General features: G+C 34.6%; 26 protein-coding genes. 10 read left to right on the top strand and 16 right to left on the bottom strand.

Features of this window, described 5'->3' with window-relative positions; translation table 11 throughout:
* Window positions 1–74 precede the first annotated feature (74 nt).
* Together glsA and MHH59_RS02430 are read left to right on the top strand one after the other, a co-directional pair.
* The gene (glsA, locus tag MHH59_RS02435) at window positions 75–1,004 is read left to right on the top strand and encodes a glutaminase A (RefSeq protein WP_002029606.1); all 930 of its coding nucleotides are present in this window, start codon (window positions 75–77) and stop codon (window positions 1,002–1,004) included.
* Window positions 1,005–1,178: 174 nt separating this feature from the next.
* Window positions 1,179–1,523 (top strand): DUF3969 family protein, encoded by a 345-nt coding sequence (locus tag MHH59_RS02430; protein ID WP_002125038.1) that lies wholly within the window; start codon window positions 1,179–1,181, stop codon window positions 1,521–1,523.
* A gap of 162 nt (window positions 1,524–1,685) precedes the next feature.
* Here the strand turns inward: MHH59_RS02430 and ytaF are convergent, their stop codons facing one another.
* Complete coding sequence (ytaF, locus tag MHH59_RS02425; RefSeq protein ID WP_002125037.1) at window positions 1,686–2,297, bottom strand: sporulation membrane protein YtaF; 612 nt, start codon at window positions 2,295–2,297, stop codon at window positions 1,686–1,688.
* A 137-nt stretch (window positions 2,298–2,434) separates the two neighbouring features.
* Here ytaF and MHH59_RS02420 point away from each other — a divergent pair, with 137 nt between their 5' ends.
* Window positions 2,435–3,088 (top strand): helix-turn-helix domain-containing protein, encoded by a 654-nt coding sequence (locus MHH59_RS02420; RefSeq protein ID WP_002029602.1) that lies wholly within the window; start codon window positions 2,435–2,437, stop codon window positions 3,086–3,088.
* A 97-nt stretch (window positions 3,089–3,185) separates the two neighbouring features.
* Here MHH59_RS02420 and MHH59_RS02415 read toward each other — a convergent pair whose 3' ends face one another.
* The 3 genes from MHH59_RS02415 to MHH59_RS02405 all read right to left on the bottom strand — a co-directional run bounded on the left by MHH59_RS02415 (window position 3,186) and on the right by MHH59_RS02405 (window position 6,338).
* Window positions 3,186–4,460, bottom strand: a complete 1,275-nt coding sequence (locus tag MHH59_RS02415; RefSeq protein WP_002169222.1) for an acetylornithine deacetylase — start codon at window positions 4,458–4,460, stop codon at window positions 3,186–3,188.
* A 95-nt stretch (window positions 4,461–4,555) separates the two neighbouring features.
* Window positions 4,556–5,977: an amino acid permease gene (locus MHH59_RS02410; protein WP_002125032.1), complete on the bottom strand. Its 1,422-nt coding sequence runs from the start codon at window positions 5,975–5,977 to the stop codon at window positions 4,556–4,558.
* A gap of 106 nt (window positions 5,978–6,083) precedes the next feature.
* Window positions 6,084–6,338 (bottom strand): biotin/lipoyl-containing protein, encoded by a 255-nt coding sequence (locus tag MHH59_RS02405; protein WP_002010281.1) that lies wholly within the window; start codon window positions 6,336–6,338, stop codon window positions 6,084–6,086.
* A gap of 301 nt (window positions 6,339–6,639) precedes the next feature.
* Between MHH59_RS02405 and MHH59_RS02400 the strand changes: the two genes are divergently transcribed.
* Together MHH59_RS02400 and MHH59_RS02395 are read left to right on the top strand one after the other, a co-directional pair.
* Entirely contained in the window at window positions 6,640–8,043 is a 1,404-nt protein-coding gene (locus MHH59_RS02400) for a sigma-54 interaction domain-containing protein (protein ID WP_002186862.1), read from the top strand.
* Window positions 8,044–8,124: 81 nt separating this feature from the next.
* Window positions 8,125–8,322, top strand: coding sequence for a hypothetical protein (locus tag MHH59_RS02395; RefSeq protein WP_002140273.1), 198 nt, complete (start codon window positions 8,125–8,127; stop codon window positions 8,320–8,322).
* A 52-nt stretch (window positions 8,323–8,374) separates the two neighbouring features.
* Here MHH59_RS02395 and truA read toward each other — a convergent pair whose 3' ends face one another.
* The 6 genes from truA to MHH59_RS02365 all read right to left on the bottom strand — a co-directional run bounded on the left by truA (window position 8,375) and on the right by MHH59_RS02365 (window position 14,330).
* A complete protein-coding gene (truA, locus tag MHH59_RS02390) occupies window positions 8,375–9,112 on the bottom strand; it encodes a tRNA pseudouridine(38-40) synthase TruA (RefSeq protein ID WP_002125027.1) in 738 nt (245 codons plus the stop codon).
* 83 nt (window positions 9,113–9,195) lie between these two features.
* Window positions 9,196–10,575, bottom strand: coding sequence for a 23S rRNA (uracil(1939)-C(5))-methyltransferase RlmD (gene rlmD / locus MHH59_RS02385; protein WP_002029595.1), 1,380 nt, complete (start codon window positions 10,573–10,575; stop codon window positions 9,196–9,198).
* Between the two features lie 10 nt (window positions 10,576–10,585).
* Window positions 10,586–11,449 carry a DNA-3-methyladenine glycosylase family protein gene (locus MHH59_RS02380; protein ID WP_050000837.1) on the bottom strand — a complete coding sequence of 288 codons (864 nt, stop codon included), beginning with the start codon at window positions 11,447–11,449 and terminating at the stop codon, window positions 10,586–10,588.
* Window positions 11,450–11,508: 59 nt separating this feature from the next.
* The gene (gene pdaA, locus MHH59_RS02375; protein WP_002029593.1) at window positions 11,509–12,291 is read right to left on the bottom strand and encodes a delta-lactam-biosynthetic de-N-acetylase; all 783 of its coding nucleotides are present in this window, start codon (window positions 12,289–12,291) and stop codon (window positions 11,509–11,511) included.
* Window positions 12,292–12,417: 126 nt separating this feature from the next.
* Window positions 12,418–13,941: a class I fumarate hydratase gene (gene fumA, locus MHH59_RS02370; protein WP_087973957.1), complete on the bottom strand. Its 1,524-nt coding sequence runs from the start codon at window positions 13,939–13,941 to the stop codon at window positions 12,418–12,420.
* Between the two features lie 206 nt (window positions 13,942–14,147).
* Entirely contained in the window at window positions 14,148–14,330 is a 183-nt protein-coding gene (locus tag MHH59_RS02365) for an SE1561 family protein (protein ID WP_002010264.1), read from the bottom strand.
* Between the two features lie 213 nt (window positions 14,331–14,543).
* Between MHH59_RS02365 and yfkAB the strand changes: the two genes are divergently transcribed.
* Complete coding sequence (yfkAB, locus tag MHH59_RS02360) at window positions 14,544–15,671, top strand: radical SAM/CxCxxxxC motif protein YfkAB (RefSeq protein WP_002125019.1); 1,128 nt, start codon at window positions 14,544–14,546, stop codon at window positions 15,669–15,671.
* A 37-nt stretch (window positions 15,672–15,708) separates the two neighbouring features.
* Here yfkAB and MHH59_RS02355 read toward each other — a convergent pair whose 3' ends face one another.
* Window positions 15,709–16,506, bottom strand: coding sequence for a YfkD famly protein (locus tag MHH59_RS02355; protein ID WP_002125017.1), 798 nt, complete (start codon window positions 16,504–16,506; stop codon window positions 15,709–15,711).
* Between the two features lie 81 nt (window positions 16,507–16,587).
* Window positions 16,588–17,643 carry a calcium/proton exchanger gene (cax, locus tag MHH59_RS02350; protein WP_002191840.1) on the bottom strand — a complete coding sequence of 352 codons (1,056 nt, stop codon included), beginning with the start codon at window positions 17,641–17,643 and terminating at the stop codon, window positions 16,588–16,590.
* Between the two features lie 179 nt (window positions 17,644–17,822).
* Between cax and MHH59_RS02345 the strand changes: the two genes are divergently transcribed.
* The 3 genes from MHH59_RS02345 (at window position 17,823) to MHH59_RS02335 (ending at window position 19,078) form a co-directional block, all read left to right on the top strand.
* Window positions 17,823–18,239 carry a pyridoxamine 5'-phosphate oxidase family protein gene (locus MHH59_RS02345; protein WP_002140268.1) on the top strand — a complete coding sequence of 139 codons (417 nt, stop codon included), beginning with the start codon at window positions 17,823–17,825 and terminating at the stop codon, window positions 18,237–18,239.
* Between the two features lie 156 nt (window positions 18,240–18,395).
* On the top strand, window positions 18,396–18,542 hold the full coding sequence (locus MHH59_RS02340; RefSeq protein ID WP_000817786.1) for a BH0509 family protein: 147 nt from the start codon (window positions 18,396–18,398) through the stop codon (window positions 18,540–18,542).
* Between the two features lie 107 nt (window positions 18,543–18,649).
* Window positions 18,650–19,078: an EamA family transporter gene (locus MHH59_RS02335; RefSeq protein ID WP_002029573.1), complete on the top strand. Its 429-nt coding sequence runs from the start codon at window positions 18,650–18,652 to the stop codon at window positions 19,076–19,078.
* A 14-nt stretch (window positions 19,079–19,092) separates the two neighbouring features.
* Here MHH59_RS02335 and MHH59_RS02330 read toward each other — a convergent pair whose 3' ends face one another.
* On the bottom strand, window positions 19,093–19,686 hold the full coding sequence (locus MHH59_RS02330) for a DedA family protein (protein ID WP_002029574.1): 594 nt from the start codon (window positions 19,684–19,686) through the stop codon (window positions 19,093–19,095).
* Window positions 19,687–20,162: 476 nt separating this feature from the next.
* On the opposite strand from MHH59_RS02330, the gene MHH59_RS02325 reads away from it, so the two are divergent.
* Window positions 20,163–22,946 (top strand): tetratricopeptide repeat protein, encoded by a 2,784-nt coding sequence (locus tag MHH59_RS02325; protein ID WP_050000835.1) that lies wholly within the window; start codon window positions 20,163–20,165, stop codon window positions 22,944–22,946.
* 43 nt (window positions 22,947–22,989) lie between these two features.
* On the opposite strand, the gene lepB is transcribed toward MHH59_RS02325, so the two are convergent.
* The 3 genes from lepB to MHH59_RS02310 form a co-directional block, all read right to left on the bottom strand.
* Window positions 22,990–23,526, bottom strand: a complete 537-nt coding sequence (gene lepB, locus MHH59_RS02320; protein ID WP_002029576.1) for a signal peptidase I — start codon at window positions 23,524–23,526, stop codon at window positions 22,990–22,992.
* A 287-nt stretch (window positions 23,527–23,813) separates the two neighbouring features.
* Window positions 23,814–24,494 carry a lysoplasmalogenase gene (locus tag MHH59_RS02315; protein WP_002029577.1) on the bottom strand — a complete coding sequence of 227 codons (681 nt, stop codon included), beginning with the start codon at window positions 24,492–24,494 and terminating at the stop codon, window positions 23,814–23,816.
* Window positions 24,495–24,617: 123 nt separating this feature from the next.
* Window positions 24,618–25,568: a DMT family transporter gene (locus MHH59_RS02310; protein ID WP_002186856.1), complete on the bottom strand. Its 951-nt coding sequence runs from the start codon at window positions 25,566–25,568 to the stop codon at window positions 24,618–24,620.
* Window positions 25,569–25,722 lie beyond the last annotated feature (154 nt).

Below are 25,722 nucleotides of genomic sequence, written 5' to 3'. Positions count from 1 at the left end.
TTCATGTTATTATTTATTTCCGAGCATATCGGGAAAAGTAAACTTAGCTAATTCTAAATAGGAGCGTTGGTACTATGCAGTGCATTGAAACAAACAACTTACAGCAGTTGTTAGAACAAGTAAAACCATATACGAAAAAAGGAAAACTTGCTACTTATATCCCCGAACTAGGAAATGCAAATCCAAATGATCTAGGGATTGCCATTTTCCATAAAGAAACAGAATATATCCATGCTGGTAACTCACAAACACTATTTACTCTTCAAAGTATTTCTAAAGTAATTACACTTGCTCTTGCCCTTTTAGACCGTGGTGAAGAATATGTATTTTCTAAAGTTGGAATGGAACCAACTGGTGACCCATTTAATTCTATTATTAAGCTTGAAACAACAAGTTCTTCCAAGCCTCTTAATCCAATGATTAATGCGGGTGCATTAGCTATTACAAGTATGCTAGCTGGTAATGATAACGAGGAGAAGATGGAACGCATTCTTCAATTTGTGCGTGATATAACAGACAATCCTACTATTAGTTATTCTTCTAAAGTTGCCACTTCTGAATTAGAAACAGCTTACTTAAACCGTTCTCTTTGTTACTATATGAAACAAAATGGCATCATCGATAACGATATTGAAGAACTTATGGATTTATATACGCGTCAATGTGCAATTGAGGTTAACTGTATCGACCTAGCACGTATTGGTTTAATCTTTGCAATGGATGGATATGATCCTTATAAAAAGAAACAGATCATCCCTAAACATATTACGAAAATTTGTAAAACATTTATGGTTACTTGCGGGATGTATAATGAATCTGGTGAATTTGCAATTCGTGTTGGAATCCCTGCAAAAAGTGGTGTAGCGGGCGGCATTTTCGGCTGCGTAAAAGGCGAAATGGGAATCGGTATTTTCGGACCAGCTTTAGATGCAAACGGAAATAGTATCGCTGGTTTTAAAATTCTTGAATTACTTTCTGCCCAAGAAGGTTGGAGTATGTTTTAATTTAGAAGTTATCCTGCTATATTGGCAGGATTTTTTATTTCACAAAAAATCCGTTCTACTAGGCATCAACACAATTCAAAAAAACAGTAATAAAAGTTCTCTTTATTATGCATATTTGCTCCCCCCTCCTGAATAATATAGTACAACCTAGCGCTGTATGTGGAGGTGTAAAAGATGAAACTCATATTTCAAATGGAGAAACAACCTGTTCTCGAAAAAACAATTCTTCTTTTTATATTGAGTATTGTAGAAAGTTTGAAACTAAAAGTTGTTTCACTCGATGAATCTCACCGATACATATTCAATTTAGAAGTGCTTGAACTATTAATGGATCGGAATATCGATGATCAAGTATTAGAACTTATTCATTTCGGAATGGGACTTGAAGACATTTACCATGTACTTCCCGAAGAACTTGAGCATAGTATTGAAGAACTGAAATGGCTTTGTATTCAAGTTTTAAGTGAGTACAGTATGCATGATGAAGAATGTGCACAACTAATTGAAGATATACGCTAAAAAGCACCTATGCAGGTGCTTTTACTTTTTTAAACCTTTTTACACCAAAGATTTGTATAATACTTACAATCTTTCATTACCGTGAAAAGATTTCACGTCGATATATGCAATTTTTTAGTGTATTTCCAAGGAAATACTCGAATACTGTTTTCCCTATCCTTCTTACAACAATTGATCAATTCCAATAAGAATTAATAACACACCTGCAATTATAGTTGCCCATTTCCCTAAGTATTCAGCTAAAAATCTTTTACCAACATACGTAAAACCACTAATACAAATAAAACTAAAAACTCCAGAAATACATGCCGTAAGCCAAAGATTTAAATTTGTTACTCCAGCATCAAATCCACCTGCAATATTGTTTATGGACAATGCAACTCCTAAAACAATTGCTTCAGAAAAACTAATTGTTTTAGAACCATCAAAATCTGCTTTTTCTGGATCACGTAAAACCCCCATAAGTACACTACTATCTTTAGATTCTACGGTATCTTTTTGACTCAAGAAAGGCTGACATAAAATAAACACCCCGATTATTCCTAAAACGACTGCTCCAATAATGTTTGCTGTGAACTCTGAAATAAATAATGCGATCCAATTCCCAAAAAATCCAGCTAGTAAAGTAAATAAAAATCCAAAAAATGCGATGATAAAATTGTTAAGCCACGAAATTCGAATTTTACGAATGCCATATGCAATCCCAACACCTGCATTATCTAAATTAGACGCAATCCCGATTAAAAAAATTGAAAATAAACCTGCCGTACTCATCGTACAGTCACCCCTTTTCTCACTTTTCGTTGCATATTATGAAAATGTTGAGCAACTGTGCCTGTCTGTTTCATATACTTGTAATAAATGCTCAACATTTTTTCAACGATAGACAATAGAAAAGGAGTGCCTACATTATGCCCAATGGAAATCCAAATGAGCGGCTCGGTAAATTAATAAAGAAACTGTTAAAGGAGCGTGCTCTATCTATGCGCCAACTAGGAACACTTACAAATATTGATCCTGCAACAATTTCAAGAATAATTAATGGCAAACAACAACCGAAGCAAAACCATTTACAAAAATTCGCAAACTGTCTACAAGTTCCACCGCAATTATTACTTGATGAAATGTACCCTAACTCTCCACACATAAATAAGGAAAAAGCAGATATGTACACATCTCTCGATACAATTCAACAAACATTACAATCCTCTAACCTATTCGACTTCGAATACACAACAACTCGTGTAAAACAAGAACTTGAAAATTACGAGCGCTATGCTCAAACTACTGAAGGCGAAAAACGTATTCACGAGAGTTTCAAAAGTAAAATAGAACAAATTGATAGTGCTGGTCCTTTCATTGAGCAATTAACAAATATGTACCAACAATTTTGTACAGAAACCATTTCAACCGAAGAGCGTGCAATTATTGGCGGTGCCTTACTATATTTCATTTTATCAACAGACATTATCCCCGATTATCTTTTTCCAATCGGCTATTTAGATGATGCGATTGCCGTTGAATTAGCTAAAGAGAAATTAATTGAAATAAAACGAAAAACATAGAAAAATAAAGAACTATTTCAGTTGTTTATTTTCAACTCTGAAATAGTTCACTAAAAAAGCGTACAAGTACATACCTGTACAATTTCAATATACTAATCTATTTTTTTGTATGACACCATTCATATATGAACGCTGTTATTACTTTTGTAAATTCAATTAACTGCTCAACTTCAACTTTCTCATTTATTGAATGAGCTTCTTCTAATGTACCTGGTCCGTAAATAACAGCTGGAATGTTAAACTCACTAAACCATCCGCCATCAGTTACCGTTGCTGACATATCTAAAATTGCATTTTTAGATAAAATAGATTCATGTACTGAACTTAGCGTTTTGACAGCAACATGTTCGCTATCTACTTCTAAAGAAGGAAAAATTTCGCCACGATCCACAATCATTGATTCTCCGCCCCACTTAAATTGTGGTGGGTTCTCTCTTAACCATGGATCTGCTGCTGCCACTTTTCCTAAATACTCTTCTATTTCTTCTATTATTTGTTCATGCGTTTCATTTGGATAAAAATGTACGGTTATCCACAATCGGCACTCATCCGCAATAAATGCCGCATGACGTCCTCCTTCAATAACAGCTGGATTAATTGTTGTTGTTCCAGATGGATAGCCTTCATATGTTTTCATGACTGCCCAATGACGCTCTAATTCTTGTAAGCTTTGGACAATCTTCATCATTTTCTCAATTGCACTCGCTCCAAATAGACGTCCTCCAGCATGGATCATTTGTCTACGTGTTGCATCATGAAACGTTTGCGGGCTTTTCACTGTAATCCATCCAGTAATTACGCCGCCCTGCCCTTGCATATGTAAATTACTTGTATCAACTACTACTGCAAAATCAGCATCATAACCACGCTTACAACATTGAAGTGTCCCTGCTTCTCCTACTTCTTCGCCAATTACCGATTGAAAAATTAAATCTCCAGGCAATTCAATCCCCACTTCTTCTAAAAGCTGAATAGCAAATAAGGCTCCAGCTAGTCCACCTTTCATATCTGCCGCGCCTCTCCCAACTAACCAACCATCTTTTATAAACGGCTCAAACGGCTTTGTTTCCCACGGTTCGTCCTTTGATACTTCTGCAACATCTATATGTCCATTAATAATGAGACTTTTATGTGACTCACTTGCTGTCCCCTTTTTCACTCCAACAACATTCGGATCATTTGGATATACATCCCATTTATCAATACTAAAATTTCGTTTTTTTAGAAACTCCGCAACAAATTCTTGCGCCCCATTTGTATTTCTTGCTGGTGGTGCTGGTGTTTCAAAACGAATTAAAGTTTTTGTAAGTTCTAGTAGCTCCTCTTTTCGTAAATCAATCTGTTCTAATAGCTGTGAAACTTCTCGATTCATTGCTAATTCCCCTTTGCATACGTAGTATGTTTCCAGCTTTATTTTTACAAAAAAAGAGACTGTTTACAATCTTACAGTCTCCAAATTAATCACTATTATAAACTTTCTAATTCGGTTGTATTTGTCTTTTCAGTATGTTCTACTTTACTTCTCTTATTTCTAGTAGCACGATAAAACAGTAAACAAACAATCATAAATGGAATACCACAATACAATGCCATTCTTTGTTCTGGAATAAAAGCCATAGCTACAATTACTGTTAAATTTAACACTAAAGCAAGAATTGGAACAAATGGATACAGTGGTGTTTTAAATTTCAAATCCTTAATATCTCCCCCTTGCTTCACGTATGTCCTTCTAGCTAATAGGTTAGATAAAGCAATAGATGCCCAAACTAATATCGCTCCAAACCCAGCAATAGAAAGAAGCCATAAATAAACTGTATCTTCCGCATAAATACCTGATAGTAATGAGAGACACCCTACAAACGTACTTACAATCAATGCATAAATAGGAACACCGTTTTTAGATAACTTACCAAAAATCGGGCTAATCATTCCTTGATTAGACATAGACCATAGCATACGGGAAGTTGCATATAATCCTGAATTCGCAACTGATAGTACAGCTGTAATAATAACGAAATTTATAATATCAGCCGCATAAGGAATACCAATTTTATCAAATACAACTACGAATGGACTTTCTATCACTCCTGCTTGCTGCCAAGGAAATAGTCCCGCAAGAATAAAAATAGATAGTACAAAGAAAATAAGTATGCGCCAAACTGTATTATTAATTGCCTTCGGGATAGTTTTCTCTGGATTTTCACTCTCACCAGCTGCAATACCAACTAGTTCTGTTCCTTGGAAGGAAAAATTAACTGCAATCATCGTAATTAAAATGGCTGATAACCCATTTGGGAACAATCCACCATAATCAGTAAAGCTAGAAAACATCGGCGCTGGTTCATTTCCTTTCATATCTAAAAAACCAAACATTGCTGCCCCGCCCAAAATGATAAATGCAATAATTGTAATTACTTTAATACTTGCAAACCAGAATTCAACCTCCGCAAAACTTCTTGAAGATAACGCATTAATAACAAAGAGCAATACGGCAAACACTACGCACCAAATCCATGATGATACATCTGGAAACCAACGTTTCATTAATATACTAACTGCAATTAATTCAATGCCTATCGTAGCCGTCCAGTTTAGCCACGACATCCATCCCACTACATAACCCGCTGCAGGTGAAATATGTTTTGTAGCATATGTTTGATACGATCCTGCATCAGGCATCGCAACCGCTAACTCTCCAAGACAGAGCATCGTTAAATACATAACAAATCCACCGACAAGATACGCTACAATCGCTCCTCCAGGTCCAGCTTCATGAATTGTATAACTGGATCCTAAAAAAAGCCCAGTACCAATAACCCCTCCGAGTGCAATCATAAATATGTGCCGACTTTTCAATTCTCTTTTTAATCCCTGGTTTTGATCCATCATATAAATCCCCCCTTTTCACTTTGCAAACCCATTTAATGTAAGCGTTTTTAAAATTCTTCATAGTAAAAATAATTATTTAAAAGAGCAAAAATACATACTACTTATATTAATCACTACCTGTTATTAAAAGGTCATCCCTCACTGTTATTAATAGTTTTTGATCAGCGATAGCTTGTCCTTCTACCACTTCTAATGATTCGATATAACCACTGATTCCCACTTTAATTTCCACCTGCTGCTTATCTATTGTTTCAATTAACGCTAATTTTTCCCACTCATATACGTAAGAACTTTCAGTAACAAATAATTTCTCTACTTTCCCGTAACAAGGACTATACACGCCTTCTATAACCGTCTTCACTTTATAAATTCCTCCCTCTTATTAATTGAAACTGAAACGTTGCATACACTATAAAGATTCATAATCCCCCTACTCTTTAAATTTAGAGATCTTAACTACTATTCATGCAAAATACGTACCAACCTCAATACCTATGTAAAATTAGTATTTCTTACGAAAAAAATCTGCATAACCGCAAAAATTTTCTATCATTTGAAAATTTTTAAGAGAAAATAGCAAAAAAATTTTGCGATTTTATGAGAATTTTAATAAAATTATAAAAAGTCAGTCTTCATAGGGTATAACGAGGAGAAGATAATACATGCATACAGAAGAAATCAATTTTAAAAAGATTATTGAAATGAATGTGCTATACGAAACTTTACTCAATGAACTAGATATTGGGATCCATATTATTAATGAGGAAAGTAAAACGATTATCTATAACCGTAAAATGATGGAAATTGAATCAATGGATCGCTTAGATGTGCTAGATAAAAATCCTTTAGAAGTATTTGCATTTGAAGAAAATAAAAATAGTACTCTTATAGAGGCTTTAAAACTTGGAAAAACAAACAAAAATATAAAACAAACGTATTTTAACAATAAAGGACAAGAGATTACGACGATTAACGATACTTTTCCTATAATAGAAAATGGAAAAATTAAAGGCGCTATTGAAATTTCAAAAGAGATTAGTCATTTAAAGCAAACAATGAAAACGAACCTTTCTCGAAAACAAAATACTAAGTTTACCTTTGATCACATAATTGGTGATTCTAGAGCTATTCAATCGGTCATTACAGAAGCAAAGAGAGTAATACGTACGCCATCCTCCATACTTATCATCGGGGAAACAGGGACCGGTAAAGAGCTATTTGCGCAAAGCATCCATAATGAAAGCCAGCGTTCAACAAAACCATTTATTTCGCAAAACTGTGCCGCTATACCAGAAACCTTAATGGAAAGTTTACTATTTGGTACAAATCGAGGTGCTTTTACAGGAGCAATAGATAAACCTGGTTTATTTGAAGAGGCAAATGGGGGAACTTTGTTATTAGATGAAATCAACTCATTAAGCCCAGCACTTCAAGCTAAATTGCTACGGGCTATACAAGAAAAAACAATACGAAGAATCGGAGGCACACAAGAAAAAGAAATTGATGTTCGTATTATAGCAACTATTAATGAAGATCCTCTTGAAGCCATAGCACACAATCGATTAAGACAAGACTTATATTACCGATTAAGCGTTGTTACTTTATGTCTTCCACCTTTACGGGAACGAAAAGAAGATATTGCATATCTTGTTCAACACTTTATTGAAAAATACAATATCCAATTTGATCTTAGCGTAAAAGATGTAGATTTAAACGTAAATAACTTCTTCTATAAATACGATTGGCCTGGTAATGTGAGAGAACTAGAACATATAATTGAAGGCTCCATGAACTTAATAGAAGATGAAGATATCATTACAGCGTTCCATATGCCAACGCACTTTCGCGAACTAGCAAAAAAGGAACTGAATATGCAGACTCCGCTAACTAGTCACAATACTGATACGCCACAAACTTTAAAACGTATAATCGAAGAAGTGGAAAAGAAATATATCCATCAAATTCTTAAAGAAAATAAAGGTAATATCTCACAAGCCGCAAAATTTTTAGGATTGAGTAGACAAAACTTACAATATCGAATTAAAAAATTGCACTTACACATATGAAATGAATCTTTCTCCAAGTGTAAAGAAACTGGTAAAATATGTTATAATAAACGTATAATATGCTAGAAAGGGGCAATGTATATGAGTAATGATAAGAAGTTGAAGTTATTACACTACTTAGGTCTTTTCCCTACCATTCTATGTATAATGCTATTCATTGATATGAGCAGCTTTCCTCATGCAAAGCTCTTAGGCACAATTAGCGGCTCCTTTGCAGCTATTATGCTTGCTGCTTTTTGGAATTTGAAGCTACGTATGAAGAAAGAGAAATCTTCTTAATTTCAGAGTGCAAAAAAATCGAGCCTTATCAGCTCGATTTTTTTACTTATTATTAAAATTCAACATTCTCCAAATACAATCCACTCGCCTCAGCAAGACAATTAATTTGATTACGTTGTTTTTCCTCTAAAATGTTTGGAATTGCGTCCGCCTCTAATTGCCCTAATCCAACTTCAATTAATGCTCCAACAATTTTCCGCACCATGTTATGAAGGAATCCGTTACCACTTACTCTAATTTGTACAAATCCTGATTCTTCGGAAACATCAAGTGTATACACTTCTCGAACCATAGATTTTTTCTTAGACTTTGCATTTGAAAAGGCAGTGAAGTCATGTGAACCAACTAAATGTTTCGCAGCTTCTTTCATGCTTTTCACATTTAATTGTTTATTCACGTGCATGCTGTATTTACGCATAAATGGGTTCGTATGCTCTTCATTCCAAATTTTATAAAGATATGTTTTTGCTTTAGAATTGTAACGAGCATGGAAACGATCTGGTACTTCTTCTACACTCGTAATACTAATATCATTTGGTAAATATTGATTTAAATACTTTTTTACTTTATGTTCTACTAACTTCTCATCACTTTGAAAGTTAGCTACTTGATTCAAAGCGTGTACACCAGCATCCGTTCTACTACAGCCGATAATTTCAATTTCTTTTCCGACCATTTCAGATATTATACTTTCGATTTTCCCCTGAATCGTATTGTCATTATTACCAAGACGTTGCCACCCTTTATAACGCGCACCATCATATTGAATCGTCAATTTATAATTGTTCATTATATTCTCCTTACTTCCATTCGCTAAATAAAATATACCCTCACATAGCTCCTGCTTTGTGAGGGACATATCCTTATTGAATGTTACTTTCTAACAAGTTTCACTACATTTTCTACATGCGCAGTATGCGGGAACATATCAACTGGTTGTACATACTCCACTTCATAGCTCTCCATTAATGTTTCCACATCACGTGCTAATGAGGAAGGGTTACAAGACACGTAAACAACTTGTTTCGGTTTCACTTTTAAAATCGTTTCAAGTAATTTATCATCACAACCTGTACGCGGTGGGTCGACAACAATGACATCTGGACGCCAGCCTTCTTTTACCCACTTTGGTAACCATTGTTCCGCTTTACCAGCTTCATACTTTGCATTTGTGAATCCGTGGCGTTTTGCATTTTTCTTTGCATCTTCAATCGCTTCTGGAATTACATCCATACCACGTACTTCCGCTGCATCATTCGCAAGCCAAAGTCCAATCGTACCGACACCACAATACGCATCCACAATCTTCTCGTTTCCTGTTAAAGCAGCTGCTTTTTTCGCTTCATCGTATAAAACAACTGTTTGTTCTGGATTTAATTGGAAGAATGCGCGTGCTGATAATTCAAATGATAAATCACCTAGTGTTTCTTGAATTACTTCTTTTCCAGCTAATTTAAATGTTTTATCACCGAAAATAACAGATGTTTTACGCCAGTTTACGTTTTGCATAATTGATTTAACACTTGGCATTTGTTTTTGCACTTCTGCGATAAATTGATCTTTATTTGGTAATTCTTCTTTTGTTGTAATAAGTGTGACTTGCACTTCCCCTGTTTGAACTGCAGTACGTGTCACAATTGTGCGTACTAAACCTTTTTGTTTTTTCTCATTGTAAATAGAAACATTTAATTTTTCTAATATACGTCTTACAACTTTTGTCGCTTCATTCGTTGCTTTATGCTGAATCATGCAATGAGAAATATCAATTAACTGATGTGAGTTTTGCTTATATAACCCTGTAATAACCTTTTCGTCTTTACGCCCCACTTGCAATTGACTTTTATTACGATAATGCCATGGATTTTCCATACCAAGCGTCGGACGAATTTTCTCTTCCAGACTGTTATTCATGTACTTCTCAAATGCTTGTACAACGATATCACGCTTTTGATTTAATTGTTCTTTATAATCTAAATGCTGCAATTGACAGCCACCACACTCCTCATATACTGAACATGGTGCTTTCACACGATGTGGTGAGGATTTACGAACTTTTTTCACTTTCGCTTCAGCGAAGCCACGCTGAATTTTCGTTGCTTCAGCAACAACTTCTTCTCCTGGTAATGCCCCTGGAATGAAAACAACTTGTCTCTTAAAATAACCAACGCCTTCTCCGTTAATCCCAAGACGTTTAATTGTCACAGGAAACGTTTGACCAACTTCCAACTTACTCTCTTGTTGCTTTTGTATCATTATTACACCTCTACTCTATACTTTTCCATAAATATAACGCTGCATAACTGCAATATGGTTCACACTCTTGTTTCACTTTTTCTAAAAATGCATCATCAGGCTTATTATCTAATTGAAATACACCTTGCACTGCGCGCTGAATTCCAATGTCTGCTTTTGGAAACATATTTTTCCGACCAAGCCCAAACATTAAAAAGTTTTGCACTGTCCATGCTCCAATACCCCTTATTGGTAACAATTGTGCCGATACTTCTTCTTCTGTTTCGTTTTGTATCCTTGCTAAATCTAATTTACCGCCTACAATATGTTTTGCTAATCCTACTATATATTCGGCTTTTCGCTGACTAAACTTCTGCTCTCTCAATTCTTCTATTGAAATGTTTGCTACTCTTTCTGGTGTTGGGAAAAAGAAAACGCCGTTCTTCTCTGTCCCATATCGTTTTACAAATTGATCTGTTAGCACAGTAGCAAATTTCAAATTTATTTGTTGATGAATAATACAGCGAAGAAGACAAGCGAAATAATCAAATTCTAAAATAATTGGAGTATAAGCATATGTTTCAAATAGTGGACGTAATGATGTGTTTAAAAAATGATTTTGTATATTTTGAAACGGTTCATTCCAGTGAAAAATGGATTTCATTCGTTTCATTACTTTCTCTTGATCTCCTGCCTGACTAGAGATCCAAAACTGTGGATTTTGAACAGTACCAATCCCTTGCAAACGAACAACAATCTGTTCTTCGTCTATAAAAAGCGGGACATAAATTACTTTCTCGTCTAATTGAATAACGTTTAACGGGTCGAAAGATAAACGCTTTAGTACTTCCTCAAAATGGTACGGATATTCTAACGTAACATGTTCGCTCCACATACGTTTCCCCATCCTTTTTACACATCATTATAGCATGAGAAAACCGCAAGCATACATGCTTACGGTTGATTGCTTTTTACTAAATCATCTAGGCTTTTAAAATGATACCCTTTCTCGCGCAAATCATCAATGATTTTCGCAAGTGCTTCTGCATTATCTTTTGATATTGCATGAAGTAACAAAACAGATCCTGGATGAATCATAGTCATTACATTATTATGAGCGTATTGCCATCCTCTTTGCTGATCTACTTTCCAATCAAGAAATGCAAGCGACCAAAACACGTTATAATATCCCATGTCTTTCGTAAGCGCTAGCGTTCTTTCACTAAACACGCCTCGCGGAGGGCGTACATATTTCACTTCTTTTTGCCCAGTAACTTTTTTAATCTCTTCCGTTACGCTCGTTAATTCTTCACGAAGTTTTGCATCATTTACTGTTGTAAAATCTGGATGACTCCAAGAATGATTACCAATAATATGTCCTTCATTTTTCATTCTTAATAATAAATCTTTTTGTGTTTTTATATAATGTCCCGTCACAAAGAAAGTTGCTGGTACTTTTTTCTCCTTCAGTACATCTAAAATCTTTCCTGTATATCCATTTTCGTATCCATTATCAAATGTTAAATAAATATCTTTTTTCTTCGTATCTCCTAAATAAAACCCACCATTTTTTTGTAGTAATTCTGTATATAGTTTCCCTGCATCTGGCACCGTTTCATTTTTAGGACGTGGGATTCCCCAGTTATGTGGTGTATTCGTATAAGCAAATGTTGAAACTGGAACAAGTGCCATCATAATTGAAAAAATGAGACCTATATATAACCATTTATATTTCATAAATAGTCTCCTTTCCATATATAATCGTACCTGTAGTTTCTGTTTCCCTGCTTTCTTTCATGCTGAACATGTTTTTCTATATATACCAAAAAAATGCACCTCGAATAATTCGAGATGCACTTCTCTTTACTTAAATACAGGTTCTTTAAAGCTCGCCAATTTTTCAAGTGATGTTTTATCAACATCAGCATGTAGACTTTTACCATGAGAATCCATCGTTACAACTGCTTTAAAACCATCGATACGTAAATGCCACATTGCCTCTGGGATACCGAATTGTAAGAAATCAACATCTTTCACTTCTTTAATACATTCAGCATAATATTGCGCTGCACCACCAATTGCATTTAAGTACACACCACCGTGTTCTTCTAAAGCTGCTAATGTTTTAGCACCCATACCACCTTTACCAATTACAGCACGAATACCGAACTTTTTCATAATATCGCCTTGATATGGCTCTTCACGAATACTTGTCGTTGGACCTGCCGCTTTAATTTGCCAATTATCATTTTCATCTTTCACTACAACTGGACCACAATGATAAATAATTTGTCCCTTTAAATCTACTGGACAATCGTTATCCATTAAATGTTTATGAATCGCATCACGTCCTGTATACATCATGCCGTTAATTGTAACAACATCACCAACACGAAGTTCACGAATTTGCTCTTCTGTAATTGGAGCTTGTAATACGATTTCACGCTGCTCTGTTTGTTCTTGCGCAGTTTCTTGTTGAAGTGTATCTTCACCTTCCTGGTACAACCAATCCATAATTTCACCTGTTTCAGGATGAATTGTTACACCAAGACGACGATATGCCCAACAATTATACGCAACAGATACGTAGAAGCTCGCTGGCAAACGATTATATACTCCAATTTTGCAACCTAATAAAGTTGTTTCTCCGCCAAATCCCATCGTACCAATGCCAAGCTTATTCGCATTCTCTAATACATACTCTTCAAGCTTGTGTAATTCTGGAACTGGATTTACATCATCTAATGTACGGAATAATTGATTTTTTGCTAATTCGTAACCTGATGTGCGGTCTCCCCCGATACCGACGCCGATTACTCCTGCGCTACACCCTTGACCTTGCGCTTGATATACTGCATGAAGAAGGCATTTACGAATTCCTTCTAAATCACGCCCAGCTCGTCCAAGTCCTTCTATTTCACAAGGCAGGCTATATTGAATATTTTTATTCTCACAACCGCCGCCCTTTAAAATTAAACGTGCATCAATGTAATCTTTTTCCCATTGTTCAAACTTAATAACAGGTGTACCTGGTCCTAAATTGTTTCCGCTATTGTCTCCAAAAAGAGAATCAACAGAGTTTGGACGAAGTTTACCATCTTTTGTCGCCCGCTCAAGCGCACTATAGATAGCTTCCTTCAGTTTTAATTGATTCACACCAACTGGTGTATAAATTTTAAACGTTGGCATCCCTGTATCTTGGCAAATTGGCGAGATATTATCATCTGCCATTTTAATGTTATTCGTAATTGTGCCAAGTGCCATCGCCGAACGAGTTCCTGCATTTTCTCGTTCTTTCGCTTGTTGAATTGCGCGACGAACATCTTTCGGTAAGTTCGTTGACGTTTCAACAATTAGTTGATACATGCTTTCTTGAAGCTTTTCCATTGTTACTTCCCCCTCAATTGTGAACGCTACCAAAACGTTATGAAATGAAAATTCCATTGTTATACTCTTCAGCTGTTTATTTATTTCACGCCATTAAAGGTTAAATGAAATTTTTCACAATTTAATTATACCTTTTTTTCTATATTCCTTCTATTATCCGTACAGAAAAAGGCTGCCAATTTTGTAGTGGCAGCCTTTTTAATATATTATTCGTCTTTTTTAAATTGCTCACATTTCAGTTCTAATTCATCTAACATTGCAAGAAGACGATCTACATCCTCTAATTCTACCTCTTCTGGTTCAATCGTATCAATTACTTCAATGAACATATTTAAACGTTCTTTCAAATATACTAGTTGTGAATCTTTACCTTGAATTGCTTTTCCCATGAAGGCACTCTCCTTTTAATTCGAGTTGCTTTTATTATACCGCAAAAATGATTGCTATGGGCATGTAATTTCATCAATTTCGTCACAGTAATTCATTATAATGTAAACCCTCTCTCTTTTTTCACAAAAAAGTTTCACTTTATAAAAAGCACATATTCTTCTATTATAGAGAATGGACAAATTGTTATTTCAATAGTCAAAGGAGTATTTCATATGACGATATCACAAATAATGAAGCCGATTACTCCTTCTTACGATCCATGGGAAGCGTATATGGACCTTGAAGAGTACGGCAAACTACTATTAACAAACGTTGAGTTTACAACGACGACGTTATGCAATATGCGTTGCGAGCATTGCGCTGTTGGTTACACATTACAGCCGAAAGATCCAAACCCGCTTCCGATGGAGCTTTTATTAAAACGATTAGATGAGATTCCTCATTTACGTTCTTTAAGTATTACAGGCGGAGAACCTATGCTTTCAAAAAAATCCGTCGACAACTATGTAACACCACTCTTAAAATACGCCCATGAACGAGGCGTTCGCACTCAAATCAACTCAAACTTAACTATAGATTTAGCACGTTACGAACAAATTATTCCCTACTTAGATGTATTGCACATTTCACATAACTGGGGAACAATCGATGACTTCGTTGAAGGCGGATTTGCAATGATGGAGCGTAAGCCTACTTATGAACAGCGCGCTAAATTATTTGAAAGAATGATTACAAATAGTAAAGCTCTATCAGAGGCAGGTGTACTCGTATCAGCCGAAACTATGTTAAACAAACGAACTCTACCACATATTGAACATATTCACCGTCAAATCGTTGAAGAAATGGGCTGTAAACGTCATGAAGTTCACCCGATGTATCCGAGTGACTTCGCTAGCACACTTGAAATTTTAACAAAAGAAGAAATTCGAAATGCAGTTGAACATTTATTAGAGATCCGTGATGAAAATGTGTGGATGTTATTCGGAACATTACCTTTCTATGCATGTAGTGATAATGAACACGATTTAGCTACACTAAAGAAATTACATGAAAGTAAAAATGTAACTGTCCGCAATGATCCAGATGGTCGTTCTCGTTTGAACGTAAATATTTTCGATGGAAATATTATCGTGACCGACTTCGGTGATGTCCCGCTTCTAGGTAATGTACAAACAAATACACTACAAGAAGCTTACGACAAATGGTGTGACTCAAAAACAGCAAAATCATTAAGTTGCCATTGTCCTGCTGTGAAATGCCTTGGACCGAATGTTCTTGTAAAAAATAGCTACTATCCAAAAGAAGATTTCTTATCAAAAACATCAAACATTATGTTATAAATAAAAAACGTCAGCTTATAGGCTGACGTTTTTTATTTCATTGTGCATGCGATGAAGAAACAAATTTAAAAAATAAATGATCATGAATTGGAATAGCGGCTCCGATTCCTTGAGATGTAATATTTTTCACGACAAGCTTTTTTTGATTCCCTTTTAACACAAGGTAGACTTCTCCAAATGTTACTTTTCCTTTTTCATTTACTGCTGGTGTATACGCATATAAATATCCAAGTTGACTTGGACTAATATTATAAACACGCTCATGTCCGGTACCATAACCAATGGTTGTTTTAAATGAAAGTGGCAATTGTACTTTTTCAAGCGCTTTTAGAAGCATCATTTTTTTCACATCTGTAGTATCTTTCATATCTGCTGTTAAATCACCTTCGATTGTCTTTTGGGTTTCTTGCTTATAGCGAAGTGGGTATAAGCGATCCCCTCCGCGATTATCATATACATTTCGATTTACTTGCTTATATTCCCAATTAATCGATGTGTCTATTGACTCATAATTTAATGCCCATTGTCCTAAATAAATTTTCGCTCGGTACCCTACTGCAAGCGGTGCATTCGAAATTGTCGTTTCATTAAACATTCGAATTAAATCTGGGTTTTCAATTTTGATATTTGCTGTTTTCAATAGTTCTTGCGCAAACTTACTTGGCTGTAAACGCGGTAAATCTTGTGCATCATTTGGAAATGTATTATCCTTTGAAATATTTAAAACAGATGAAGGCATTTTTACTTCTACCGTTGTCTTTGCAAAACTACTGTTAGGAAATAATAAAATAAACGAGACCATGGTTGAAAGACATATGCTGTATACTCGTTTCACCTGTCTGGCTCCTTCCTATGTAAAGGTATATAAATTACTGTATTTAGTGTTTTCCCTCTGAAGCATTGTTATCCCTATTTTTCATAATAAATAAAAACCAATTCCCATAATGACATACGCAGCTAATAAAGTGCCTCCTTCAAACCAGTTTGTATCCCCATCATTTGAAATAGCAATAGTTAAGAAAACAGCTGTAATCATGGAAACAAGCTCTGGTATTGTAAATACTAACGGCATCTTTTGTGCAAAAAACATCGAAAGAAGTACTAAAACAGGAGCAACAAACATGGCGATTTGTAATGTAGAACCTACTGCAATTTCTACTGCGATATTTACTTTATTTTTATATGCCATAATAATCGCAGATGCATGTTCTGCTGCATTACCAACAATTGCAACGATAATAACCCCTATAAATAACTCTGACCAGCCAAACGACTTTGCGACCGTTTCAAAAGTATGTACGAGTGCCTCTGACACATAAGCAACTGCAAGTGTTGCTATCGCTAAAATGAGTAGCGCTTTACCTTTGGACCACTCTGGCTCTTCCTCATGCGCTACTTCATCACTTTTATGTTGATATACACCGCGGTGCGTAACTAACTTAAATAGCAATGCAGCAAGATACATAATGATCATGATAATAGAAACACCAATACTTAATTGATACGTCTTTCCAGCATCCATCTTCATTGAAAAAATCTCTGGAATAACAAAAGCTACGACAACAGCAAATATTAATAAAGCTGAATTATGTCTTGCATCATAAACATTGAAACTTTGTCTTTTATACTTAAGGCCACCTATAAAGAAGGATAACCCTCCTACCAGTAATAAGTTTCCAAGTACAGAACCAGTTAAGGAAGCTAAAACAACTTCTGTTAATCCTGCCTGGAGTGCATAAATTGAAATGATAAGTTCCACGGCATTACCGAAAGTTGCATTTAATAAACCACCTATCCGAGGCCCAGAAACAATTGCTAAACTTTCTGTCGCCCTCCCCATAAAACCAGCTAATGCAATAATAGTAATGCAGTATACAGCAAACATAATAGTTTGTGGCCAATGAAGTGTTTTTCCGATTACAGAAAGTGGTACACCTATAAGCGCTACTATGAGAAATATTTTATTAAACATGCTTTTCATCCTTCCATCGTATGTATTTCTCCTCGATATTATTATTATTCATCTCCTAACTTGTCCGATTTCATCACAATTACGTTTAAAAAATCGGATTGAAGAAAACAGTATGAAAGATATTTAAATTATCTTGTCCAGACAGAAAAAATTATGAATTATGAAAAGAGGCAAAAAATATGCACTTAAAAGAAAAAATCGCAACTATTATTCAAGGTCAACGCACTGGTGTATTATCTACTGTACGTAACGATAAGCCACATAGCGCCTTTATGATGTTTTTCCACGAAGATTTTGTACTATATGTTGCAACAGATCGAAATTCAAAAAAGATAACAGATATTGAAAAAAATCCCAATGTACATGTACTACTTGGACGTGAAGGAAAGAAATTAGATGAGGATTACATTGAAGTTGAAGGTATAGCTTCCATCGAAGAAGATCAAACATTAAAAAACAAATTTTGGACTAATAGCTTAAAACGCTGGTTACTCGGTGCGGAAGACCCTAATTACGTACTAATAAAAATCAATCCCGATACAATTTATTACATCGATAGTGCTGGTACGACCGAGCCTGAGTTTTTACGACTATAAAATAAAAACAAGCCCCCCTTAGGTGGGCTTGTTTTGTCGAAAGGTTCTTCTGAAAAAAACAATAAAATAGGTGGAACTTTCTAAAGATTCTGTTATATAATAGCAGTAACTTAAATAAACTGTATTAAAACAGATTGAGGGGAGAAATTAAAATTGATGAAAAGAGAAGAACGAAAAAACATGATTGAGTTTATTGAAAAGAAAAAAGGGATTGAACGTGACGAATTATTATTTATGACGGATGATGAAGTAGAGCATATTTATAATGTAACGTACTTTTTATATGAAGAAATAGCAGAGTAGTATAATAAACCCCCACCTTATTAAAAATATAGGGCGGGGGTTTATTTCGTTTTTATACATGAGAATGATTTTCATGTATAATAATGTAAGATTGGAGGAGTTTCACTATGAGTTCATGGCTATTATTCGCACTATTATCAGCAATTGCTGCTGCCCTCGTATCTATTTTCGGAAAGATTGGCTTAGATGGAATCGATGCCAACGTCGCAACAACGGTTCGCTCTATTATTATGGCATTATTTATGGTAGGAGTTATTATTATACAAGGTAAATTTCAAAATATCGGTGATGTCCTCCTAAATAAAAAAGCACTGCTATTTATCACATTAAGTGGAATCGCTGGTGCTTCGTCATGGCTATTTTATTTTCTTGCGTTAAAAACAGGAAAAGTTTCACAAGTAGCACCTATCGATAAATTAAGTGTAGTATTTTCCATTATTCTCGCGATGATTATATTAGGTGAAAAGTTAAACTTTATGACCGGTATTGGTGTAGTCTTTATTACAGCTGGTGTATTATTTATTGCTTTCAGCTAAAAAAACCGCTATTATTAGCGGTTTTTTCTTTTCCTTATGTAAATCCACACAATCAATATTACAATTGCCGAAACTAATAAAATCCATATTCCATAATGATGTAAACTATATTCAACAAAGCGCCACTTTTCTCCCAGTTTCCAACCTAAGCCAATAAAAACACTTATCCAAATTAGTGCACCACCGTAAGCATACAAACAAAATCGCCACAATGTTAAATTTGAAACTCCAGCAAAATATGCTGTTAAATGACGTACTCCCGGTATAAAGTAGCCAATCATTAAAAGAAATGGACCGTATTTTTCAAATAAAATATGTGTTTTTTCAATATGATGTTCCTTAATTCTAACTTTCGGACCATATTTTTTTAAAACAGGGAGCCCAAGTTTTAAACCTAATATGTAACTTAATGTAATGCCAAGCATTGCACCTGCCATTCCACTTAAAAAAGCAGCTGTTCCTGACATAACTCCTTTTGAAATGTTATATCCAATAAAAGTCAATAAAAACTCATCCGGTATAGGTAATCCAACAATCCCGCCAGCTAAAGCTATAATAATTCCAAAATATCCATAATGTGCGATTAACTCGCCAATATGTTGTTCCATTCGGAAGACACATCCTATACACGATCGTTATCCCATATTGTGCCCATTCTATCTTTAAGACAAACATGGTATACATATTCACTATACATTGTTTTTATAATGAACTCTACTTCTATTCCATTCCTTAAATAGAGATTTAATCGGTGGTTTTTTATCCATCCCTACTGATTATTGGCCTGAACCAATCGGGATTTTACGGGCAGCAGGTCTCCCACTTAACTTCCTTGCATTCGCTCAATTTTGGAGTAGGAGTCCTACTGCCTATAAATAGCGAGATAAAAAAATAAAAATTCATAGGCTTATTTTTTTGTTACAATAAAGGGAAGTTACTTTTTGCAACGGTTTAACTCTCAAGAAAAATGATATATCTAGCAAAAACATAGTTTGGTCTATATAATGCAACTTCTACCTATTAGAGTAACATGCACCCTTTTACATACAACATCATTTTTCTAAATTATACAGGGGGAACGAACATGACCATTGAAAAACAATTTATCCAAAAGATTTACTATAAAACATTTTTAACAGAAGACTCTTCCATTCCGGTAGCGGAAGTACTCGGTGAAGCATATATAAATGAATCAAAAAATGAATTCTCCAATATATCTAATATTCGCTTTGCACAAGGTGAAGTTTATTTTCAAACTAACGACTTTGAAGCCGCTATATTCAAATGGGAGAAAGTAAATAATGAACTTGCTCTCTGGGCTATGAAGAATATTGCAGATGCTTATTTCGAATTAGATTTCTTGCCAAAAGCAGAAGAAATTTATACATCTATCCAAACAGAAGATACAACCCTTACAATGGAAGTTTCCCTACAACTTCTTTCCCTTTATATAGAGCAAAATCGTTTAGGACTAGCATTTAAGACGATTAGCGAGGCTGTTGCATTTCAACCAGACTATCCAAATATTACTGCAATCGCTCGATCGTTCTATGAAAAACAAGAAGATTGGAATAATGCTATTGAACTCGCTGTTCAAGAAGGAATTCGAACAAAATCATTGCACTGGTTCGATACTTTAATCAATTATGTGAACAGAGGCTTTACTAAAAAAATTAAACCTGAGTATTTCTATGAATCTTTAAAAGCCTTATATACAATTGATCAAGTTCAATTTAAAGAGCTTGTTATCTCACTTTGGAACAGCTATGAAAATGAATCATTCCATCTCCCTTGGATTCAAACAATAAATCACCTATTCTTACATGTTGAAGTAGATGCTCATGACGATTGGAATGAAATTTCTACTCGCTATCAAGAGACGTACTTCGAATTGATTACTGGACAACATTTCATGCACGAATTACAAGGACTTGTACCAGATTTATTAACAAATTGGTTTAGTTTAATGAGAGCGGAAGATTCTTTACTTGTATCCGCAGCAGTATTAGCATGGAATGAAGTTTCACCGACAACTCTAGAATCATTACTCGTAAAAAGCGCAGGTGCCTTACTTTCAAATACATCAGCTCATGCAAATGTTGATATGGCAGACGTATCAGCATTATTTGAAACGATTGCTGTATGGGCTGAGAAGAATGATGTAGATTTAGGTCATCAATTCACACTACTTGTTCGTGAGTTATACGATTTAACTGTTACACAACTTCTAGTAGCAGGAGCTAGCGATTATGATAAATCAGCCTTTATTAACTCTATACTAGGAGAAAATATATTAAATGAGGCTATAACAACTTCAATTACATTTAAAGATGATAGTCAAACTGAAATAACTGAGCTTACAGAACTAGATATACGAAATATACCAAACTTTGACGAACTTCATAACATACTAGCGGTACCTTCTCAGTCAAAACTAGAAAGAAAATGTATTGAAGTTAAATTACCAAGTAGATTTTTACGAAAAAATAAGTTTTCATTCCTTGTCACACCTACTGTGCATGGACAACTTGACAAAAACAGCTCTCACTTTGAATACTTACAGGCAGCAGATAGTCTCATCTATGTCCTAAATTCAGCTTCACCATTACATGATGAAGAGCTCGATACATTATTATATATTCGTGAGCAAGTACCAAATTTACAAATTAAATTCGTCTTACAAACAATTGATACGAATACTAGTGAAAATATCACGAACAGCATTAAAAAGAAAATACTCGTACATTTCCCAGAAGCACACTTTTTCCCTTACTCTCCTTCACAAGAGAGTAGTGAACAGCTAGGTAACGTAACAGACTCTATTCTTTCTAACCTTACTAAGCGTAACGTGGAAAAAGAACGCATTGAAAAATTATTATGGTTTATCCAAAAAACAATTGCATACCTTGTAAATGAACGTGTGGAATTAGAAAATACGTTAGTGAAATCCGTTCGCTGGAATAAACATATTTTAGTAAAACTTGATGGTTTTATTAATAATCTTACTGCCATTCAAAAAGATAAAATTCGTTCTATTACAGAATCTTATCTCTTAACGAAAGAAGAGATTACGCAGGATATACATTCTCAAATTCCTGAATTGTTGCAGAGTTGCTCTGACCTCGTTCAAGAAGATAGTGATTTCAAACTGGTCCATGAAGAACTAAATGTAGCAATGAATGAAAGAATTCAAAAACATGTACAGCAAGTGCTTCTTCCTAAATTTACTGGGTCTATTCAAGAATGGATTGAAACTGCTCATAATGAATTCATTCAAGCTCAAGCTTATTTAGATGAAATGAGCGATACCTTTAATAAGCTCTATGAGGAAGAGCGTATTAAACTTCCTTGTGATTTCAAATTACTAGATGACTGGGATAGAGATGTTGCAAGAATGACGAATAGAATTACAGTAGCTAACATCAATATTTTATTACGCTTTACACCGACACAATTTTTCTTAAAGAGTGCAGGGAAATTATTCGGTAATATGCAAAAAAATCAATCTATGCTATCAAATAAATATAAACAATATATTGAAACAGAAGATTATACAGAAGTTGCTCAGATGATTTCAAAACAATTCTTCCTTCAATTTGAAGTATTTGAAGGTGCGCTAGAACGGGATATCATGATGTTCTTTAAAGACCCTCTTAGCATATTGAAACAAACCGTAGAAGCGGCCCAACTTGAAATACAAGAAGATGAGCAAACATTAACAAAGCTAAGAACAAACCCAGAAACTTATCATGATCCTTTAACACTCTTTAAATTGCAATTGTTACAACGAAAATTCATGTTAAATATCGACCAAAATAATGAACATATTGCTTCACAAGAAACAATAAATAAAACACCAACTGTTTAAATAAGAAAAACCAAGCAACTAATTCGCTTGGTTTTTCTTATTTTTAATCTACAATTTTCACATGTTCAAATGGATAATATATCGCCATGAACTTTCCTAATACTTCTGTTCTATCAATGAGCCCTAAACCGTTCCTACTATCCCTACTAACTAAACGATTATCTCCCATCACAAAAATTTTATTTTTAGGAATTGTAATCGGTCCAAAATCTTCAGTTAAATTGATAAGTAATTTTTCTGCCTGTTTTTTATTATTCTTTAAATACTCTTCATTTTTCACTTGATGATTAACATATAATTGATCATTCTTCATCTCAATTACATCTCCTGGTAATCCAATAACTCTCTTCACATAGAAATTATCTGTCTTCACGACAATAATATCCTCTCTCTCATAACTTTCAAATCTCTTTGCAAGTTTATTAATAATTACTTTATCTCCATCTTGTAACGTCGGCCTCATCGATGCTCCTTTTACAGTCGTAGGGAAAAACAAAAAGATTTTTGCCAAAAACACTAATAAACATGCAATTGCAATTATTTCAAAGAATTCACGCAAACATTTTTTCTTTTGCATCATTCCACCATCTCATCATCTTTTTATTTTTATTATAAGTACTCCGACTGGTTAATTTCCACAAAATTCTGAATTATAACATCAGAATATTACAAATATAAAAATAATAATCCCTATAAATTCACTATTTTTATATACTATGTTTTCCATCTATCAAACAGGACTTTTCCTATGAAATTTATACTTAGAAAGTATAAGATACTGCACAAATTAAACAAACAAATATAATAGCATAGCAATAAAAAAGATACTCTCAAAATAGTCTATCAACTATTTTTGAGAGTATCTTTTTATAATCCTACATATACAATACACATCTGCGCTGCGACATATGTAAACCAAATCCAAAGCGGTTCATACTTCAGTTTGCGCCCTCCGATATCTGTCACGCCGATAATAAAATCAGAAATCACAAACAGTAAACCACCAAGTGCTGGTATCCACCATATTCCTATATTCTCGTAATATAAGGCGAATGCAAAACATGCCATTCCTCCAACCCACAAACCGTAAATTAGAGCGCCTATTGTAAAAAGTTTGTCTTGTTTTTCATTTCGAATAAAGAAAAACCACCCTATAATTAGAAAGAGTCCGTATACGAATAAACCGATCCAAAAACCATTCCATGAAATACCTGTTTGTAAAAATGCTTTCACATAGAAACAATGTGCAAGAGCGAAAGTAACCATTCCTCCAATTAATCGATGACCAATTGGAATTAATCCTGCCATAAATAAATCCCCTACAGTTGATAAAGTCATACCGAGTGCAACCCACGTACTGTACTCAGCCGATGGATCTTGTAACCATATCCAAATTGCACTTCCTGTTAAAGAAAAACTAAGAATAAGACGAACTGCTAAAGGTAACGGCATATTATTTCTCGTTCTCTTCGTCTGTCCTATTGCATAAATTGCTCCCATTAAAAAAAGAATAATTTGCCCGACTAACACAATGTAAAGTACATTCATAATATGTTCTCCTCAATAAATGCTTTATTCTATCTTTTTTCGTTACATATATCACGTTCTCCTTTTTCTATGTAAAAAAAGAAGAACAATACTGTTCTTCCATTTTAATCGTTTTTCTGTTCTCTATGCTACTTGTTTTTCTTGCTCAACTTTCTTTTTAACCGGGTTACGATTTACTACAATAATTCCCGCTGCGACACATGCTAAACCAAATAGTACAAAGGAATGGATTGCTTCCCCTAAAATTAGACTTGATAGTAGCACACCAAACACTGGTATAAAGAACATATACATCGAGACTTTCCCTACTTTGTTATACTTCATAATTGTATTCCATATACAGAATCCGGCTGCTGATAAGAACGATAAATATAAGAGCATAAGTATTGCATGTAGATTAAATGTGAATGGCATCATTCCAACTTGAAATGCACCTATACATAGCAACCCAATTGATCCGAAAATCATCTGATATGCTGTCATATACCCAATATCTAATGTTTTACTACCTTCTTTCGCTAATATGTTTCCATACGAATACATCATGGCTGCCCCAAGAAGTAATAAGCTACCTATTCCAAAATGAAATGATAAACTTCCATCACTCGGTACATTCACTAAAATCACACCGCAAAAACCGATAGCTACTCCAATTACTTTTCGCCTATTTAGAGCATCATCTTTATATAAAAAGTGTGCGAGTAAAATTTGAAAGAATGATGATGTTCCTGAAATAATCGCTCCTTCAATTCCTGAGCTGTAACTCATTCCAATATAAAAACATATATATTGAAGAAAAGTTTGAAACAAGCCAATTTGAACTAACTGCTTTCCTGTTCCTTTTTTGAACTTCATATCTTTGCCTAACGCTTTAAAAAATAATAAGAGCATTACACCAGATAAGAAAAAGCGATAGCCAGCAAATAATATTTGTTCCCCGACTTCTTGTGGCTGAATTCCAAGTTCAGCATAGCTTAATTTAATAAAGGGAAATGCGCTTCCCCATAAAAATGTTGCTACTATTGCAGCAATAAACACGCCAATCGGATGGGTAAAAAATTTCTCTGTCTTCAACTTGATGTCTTCCTTTCCGACCTTTTTATGAACAATATTCATATATACCAAAGGAAATGCGAAAACACAAGTTTTCAGTTTATCCCGCTATTCGCCGGGCAGTAAAAGCCCGATTGGCGAGGGCTAATAATCAGCGTGGGATGAACAAAACCCC

This window comes from Bacillus sp. FSL E2-0195, from assembly GCF_038003645.1.
GTDB lineage: Bacteria > Bacillota > Bacilli > Bacillales > Bacillaceae_G > Bacillus_A > Bacillus_A mycoides.
This window is presented reverse-complemented; position numbering and strand designations above follow the sequence as displayed.

Bases quoted from the DNA above. Each gene is read 5' to 3' on its own strand.
- MHH59_RS02400 (WP_002186862.1), top strand. From the start codon at position 6,640: ATGCATACAGAAGAAATCAATTTTAAAAAGATTATTGAAATGAATGTG.
- glsA (WP_002029606.1), top strand. From the start codon at position 75: ATGCAGTGCATTGAAACAAACAACTTACAGCAGTTGTTAGAACAAGTA.
- MHH59_RS02315 (WP_002029577.1), bottom strand. From the start codon at position 24,494: ATGAATGTACTTTACATTGTGTTAGTCGGGCAAATTATTCTTTTTTTA.
- MHH59_RS02415 (WP_002169222.1), bottom strand. From the start codon at position 4,460: ATGAATCGAGAAGTTTCACAGCTATTAGAACAGATTGATTTACGAAAA.
- fumA (WP_087973957.1), bottom strand. From the start codon at position 13,941: ATGGAAAAGCTTCAAGAAAGCATGTATCAACTAATTGTTGAAACGTCA.
- MHH59_RS02430 (WP_002125038.1), top strand. From the start codon at position 1,179: ATGAAACTCATATTTCAAATGGAGAAACAACCTGTTCTCGAAAAAACA.
- MHH59_RS02365 (WP_002010264.1), bottom strand. From the start codon at position 14,330: ATGGGAAAAGCAATTCAAGGTAAAGATTCACAACTAGTATATTTGAAA.
- truA (WP_002125027.1), bottom strand. From the start codon at position 9,112: ATGAACAATTATAAATTGACGATTCAATATGATGGTGCGCGTTATAAA.
- MHH59_RS02340 (WP_000817786.1), top strand. From the start codon at position 18,396: ATGAAAAGAGAAGAACGAAAAAACATGATTGAGTTTATTGAAAAGAAA.
- MHH59_RS02420 (WP_002029602.1), top strand. From the start codon at position 2,435: ATGCCCAATGGAAATCCAAATGAGCGGCTCGGTAAATTAATAAAGAAA.
- yfkAB (WP_002125019.1), top strand. From the start codon at position 14,544: ATGACGATATCACAAATAATGAAGCCGATTACTCCTTCTTACGATCCA.
- ytaF (WP_002125037.1), bottom strand. From the start codon at position 2,297: ATGAGTACGGCAGGTTTATTTTCAATTTTTTTAATCGGGATTGCGTCT.
- MHH59_RS02380 (WP_050000837.1), bottom strand. From the start codon at position 11,449: ATGTGGAGCGAACATGTTACGTTAGAATATCCGTACCATTTTGAGGAA.
- MHH59_RS02330 (WP_002029574.1), bottom strand. From the start codon at position 19,686: ATGGAACAACATATTGGCGAGTTAATCGCACATTATGGATATTTTGGA.
- MHH59_RS02410 (WP_002125032.1), bottom strand. From the start codon at position 5,977: ATGATGGATCAAAACCAGGGATTAAAAAGAGAATTGAAAAGTCGGCAC.
- MHH59_RS02395 (WP_002140273.1), top strand. From the start codon at position 8,125: ATGAGTAATGATAAGAAGTTGAAGTTATTACACTACTTAGGTCTTTTC.
- lepB (WP_002029576.1), bottom strand. From the start codon at position 23,526: ATGATGCAAAAGAAAAAATGTTTGCGTGAATTCTTTGAAATAATTGCA.
- MHH59_RS02325 (WP_050000835.1), top strand. From the start codon at position 20,163: ATGACCATTGAAAAACAATTTATCCAAAAGATTTACTATAAAACATTT.
- pdaA (WP_002029593.1), bottom strand. From the start codon at position 12,291: ATGAAATATAAATGGTTATATATAGGTCTCATTTTTTCAATTATGATG.
- cax (WP_002191840.1), bottom strand. From the start codon at position 17,643: ATGTTTAATAAAATATTTCTCATAGTAGCGCTTATAGGTGTACCACTT.
- MHH59_RS02335 (WP_002029573.1), top strand. From the start codon at position 18,650: ATGAGTTCATGGCTATTATTCGCACTATTATCAGCAATTGCTGCTGCC.
- rlmD (WP_002029595.1), bottom strand. From the start codon at position 10,575: ATGATACAAAAGCAACAAGAGAGTAAGTTGGAAGTTGGTCAAACGTTT.
- MHH59_RS02345 (WP_002140268.1), top strand. From the start codon at position 17,823: ATGCACTTAAAAGAAAAAATCGCAACTATTATTCAAGGTCAACGCACT.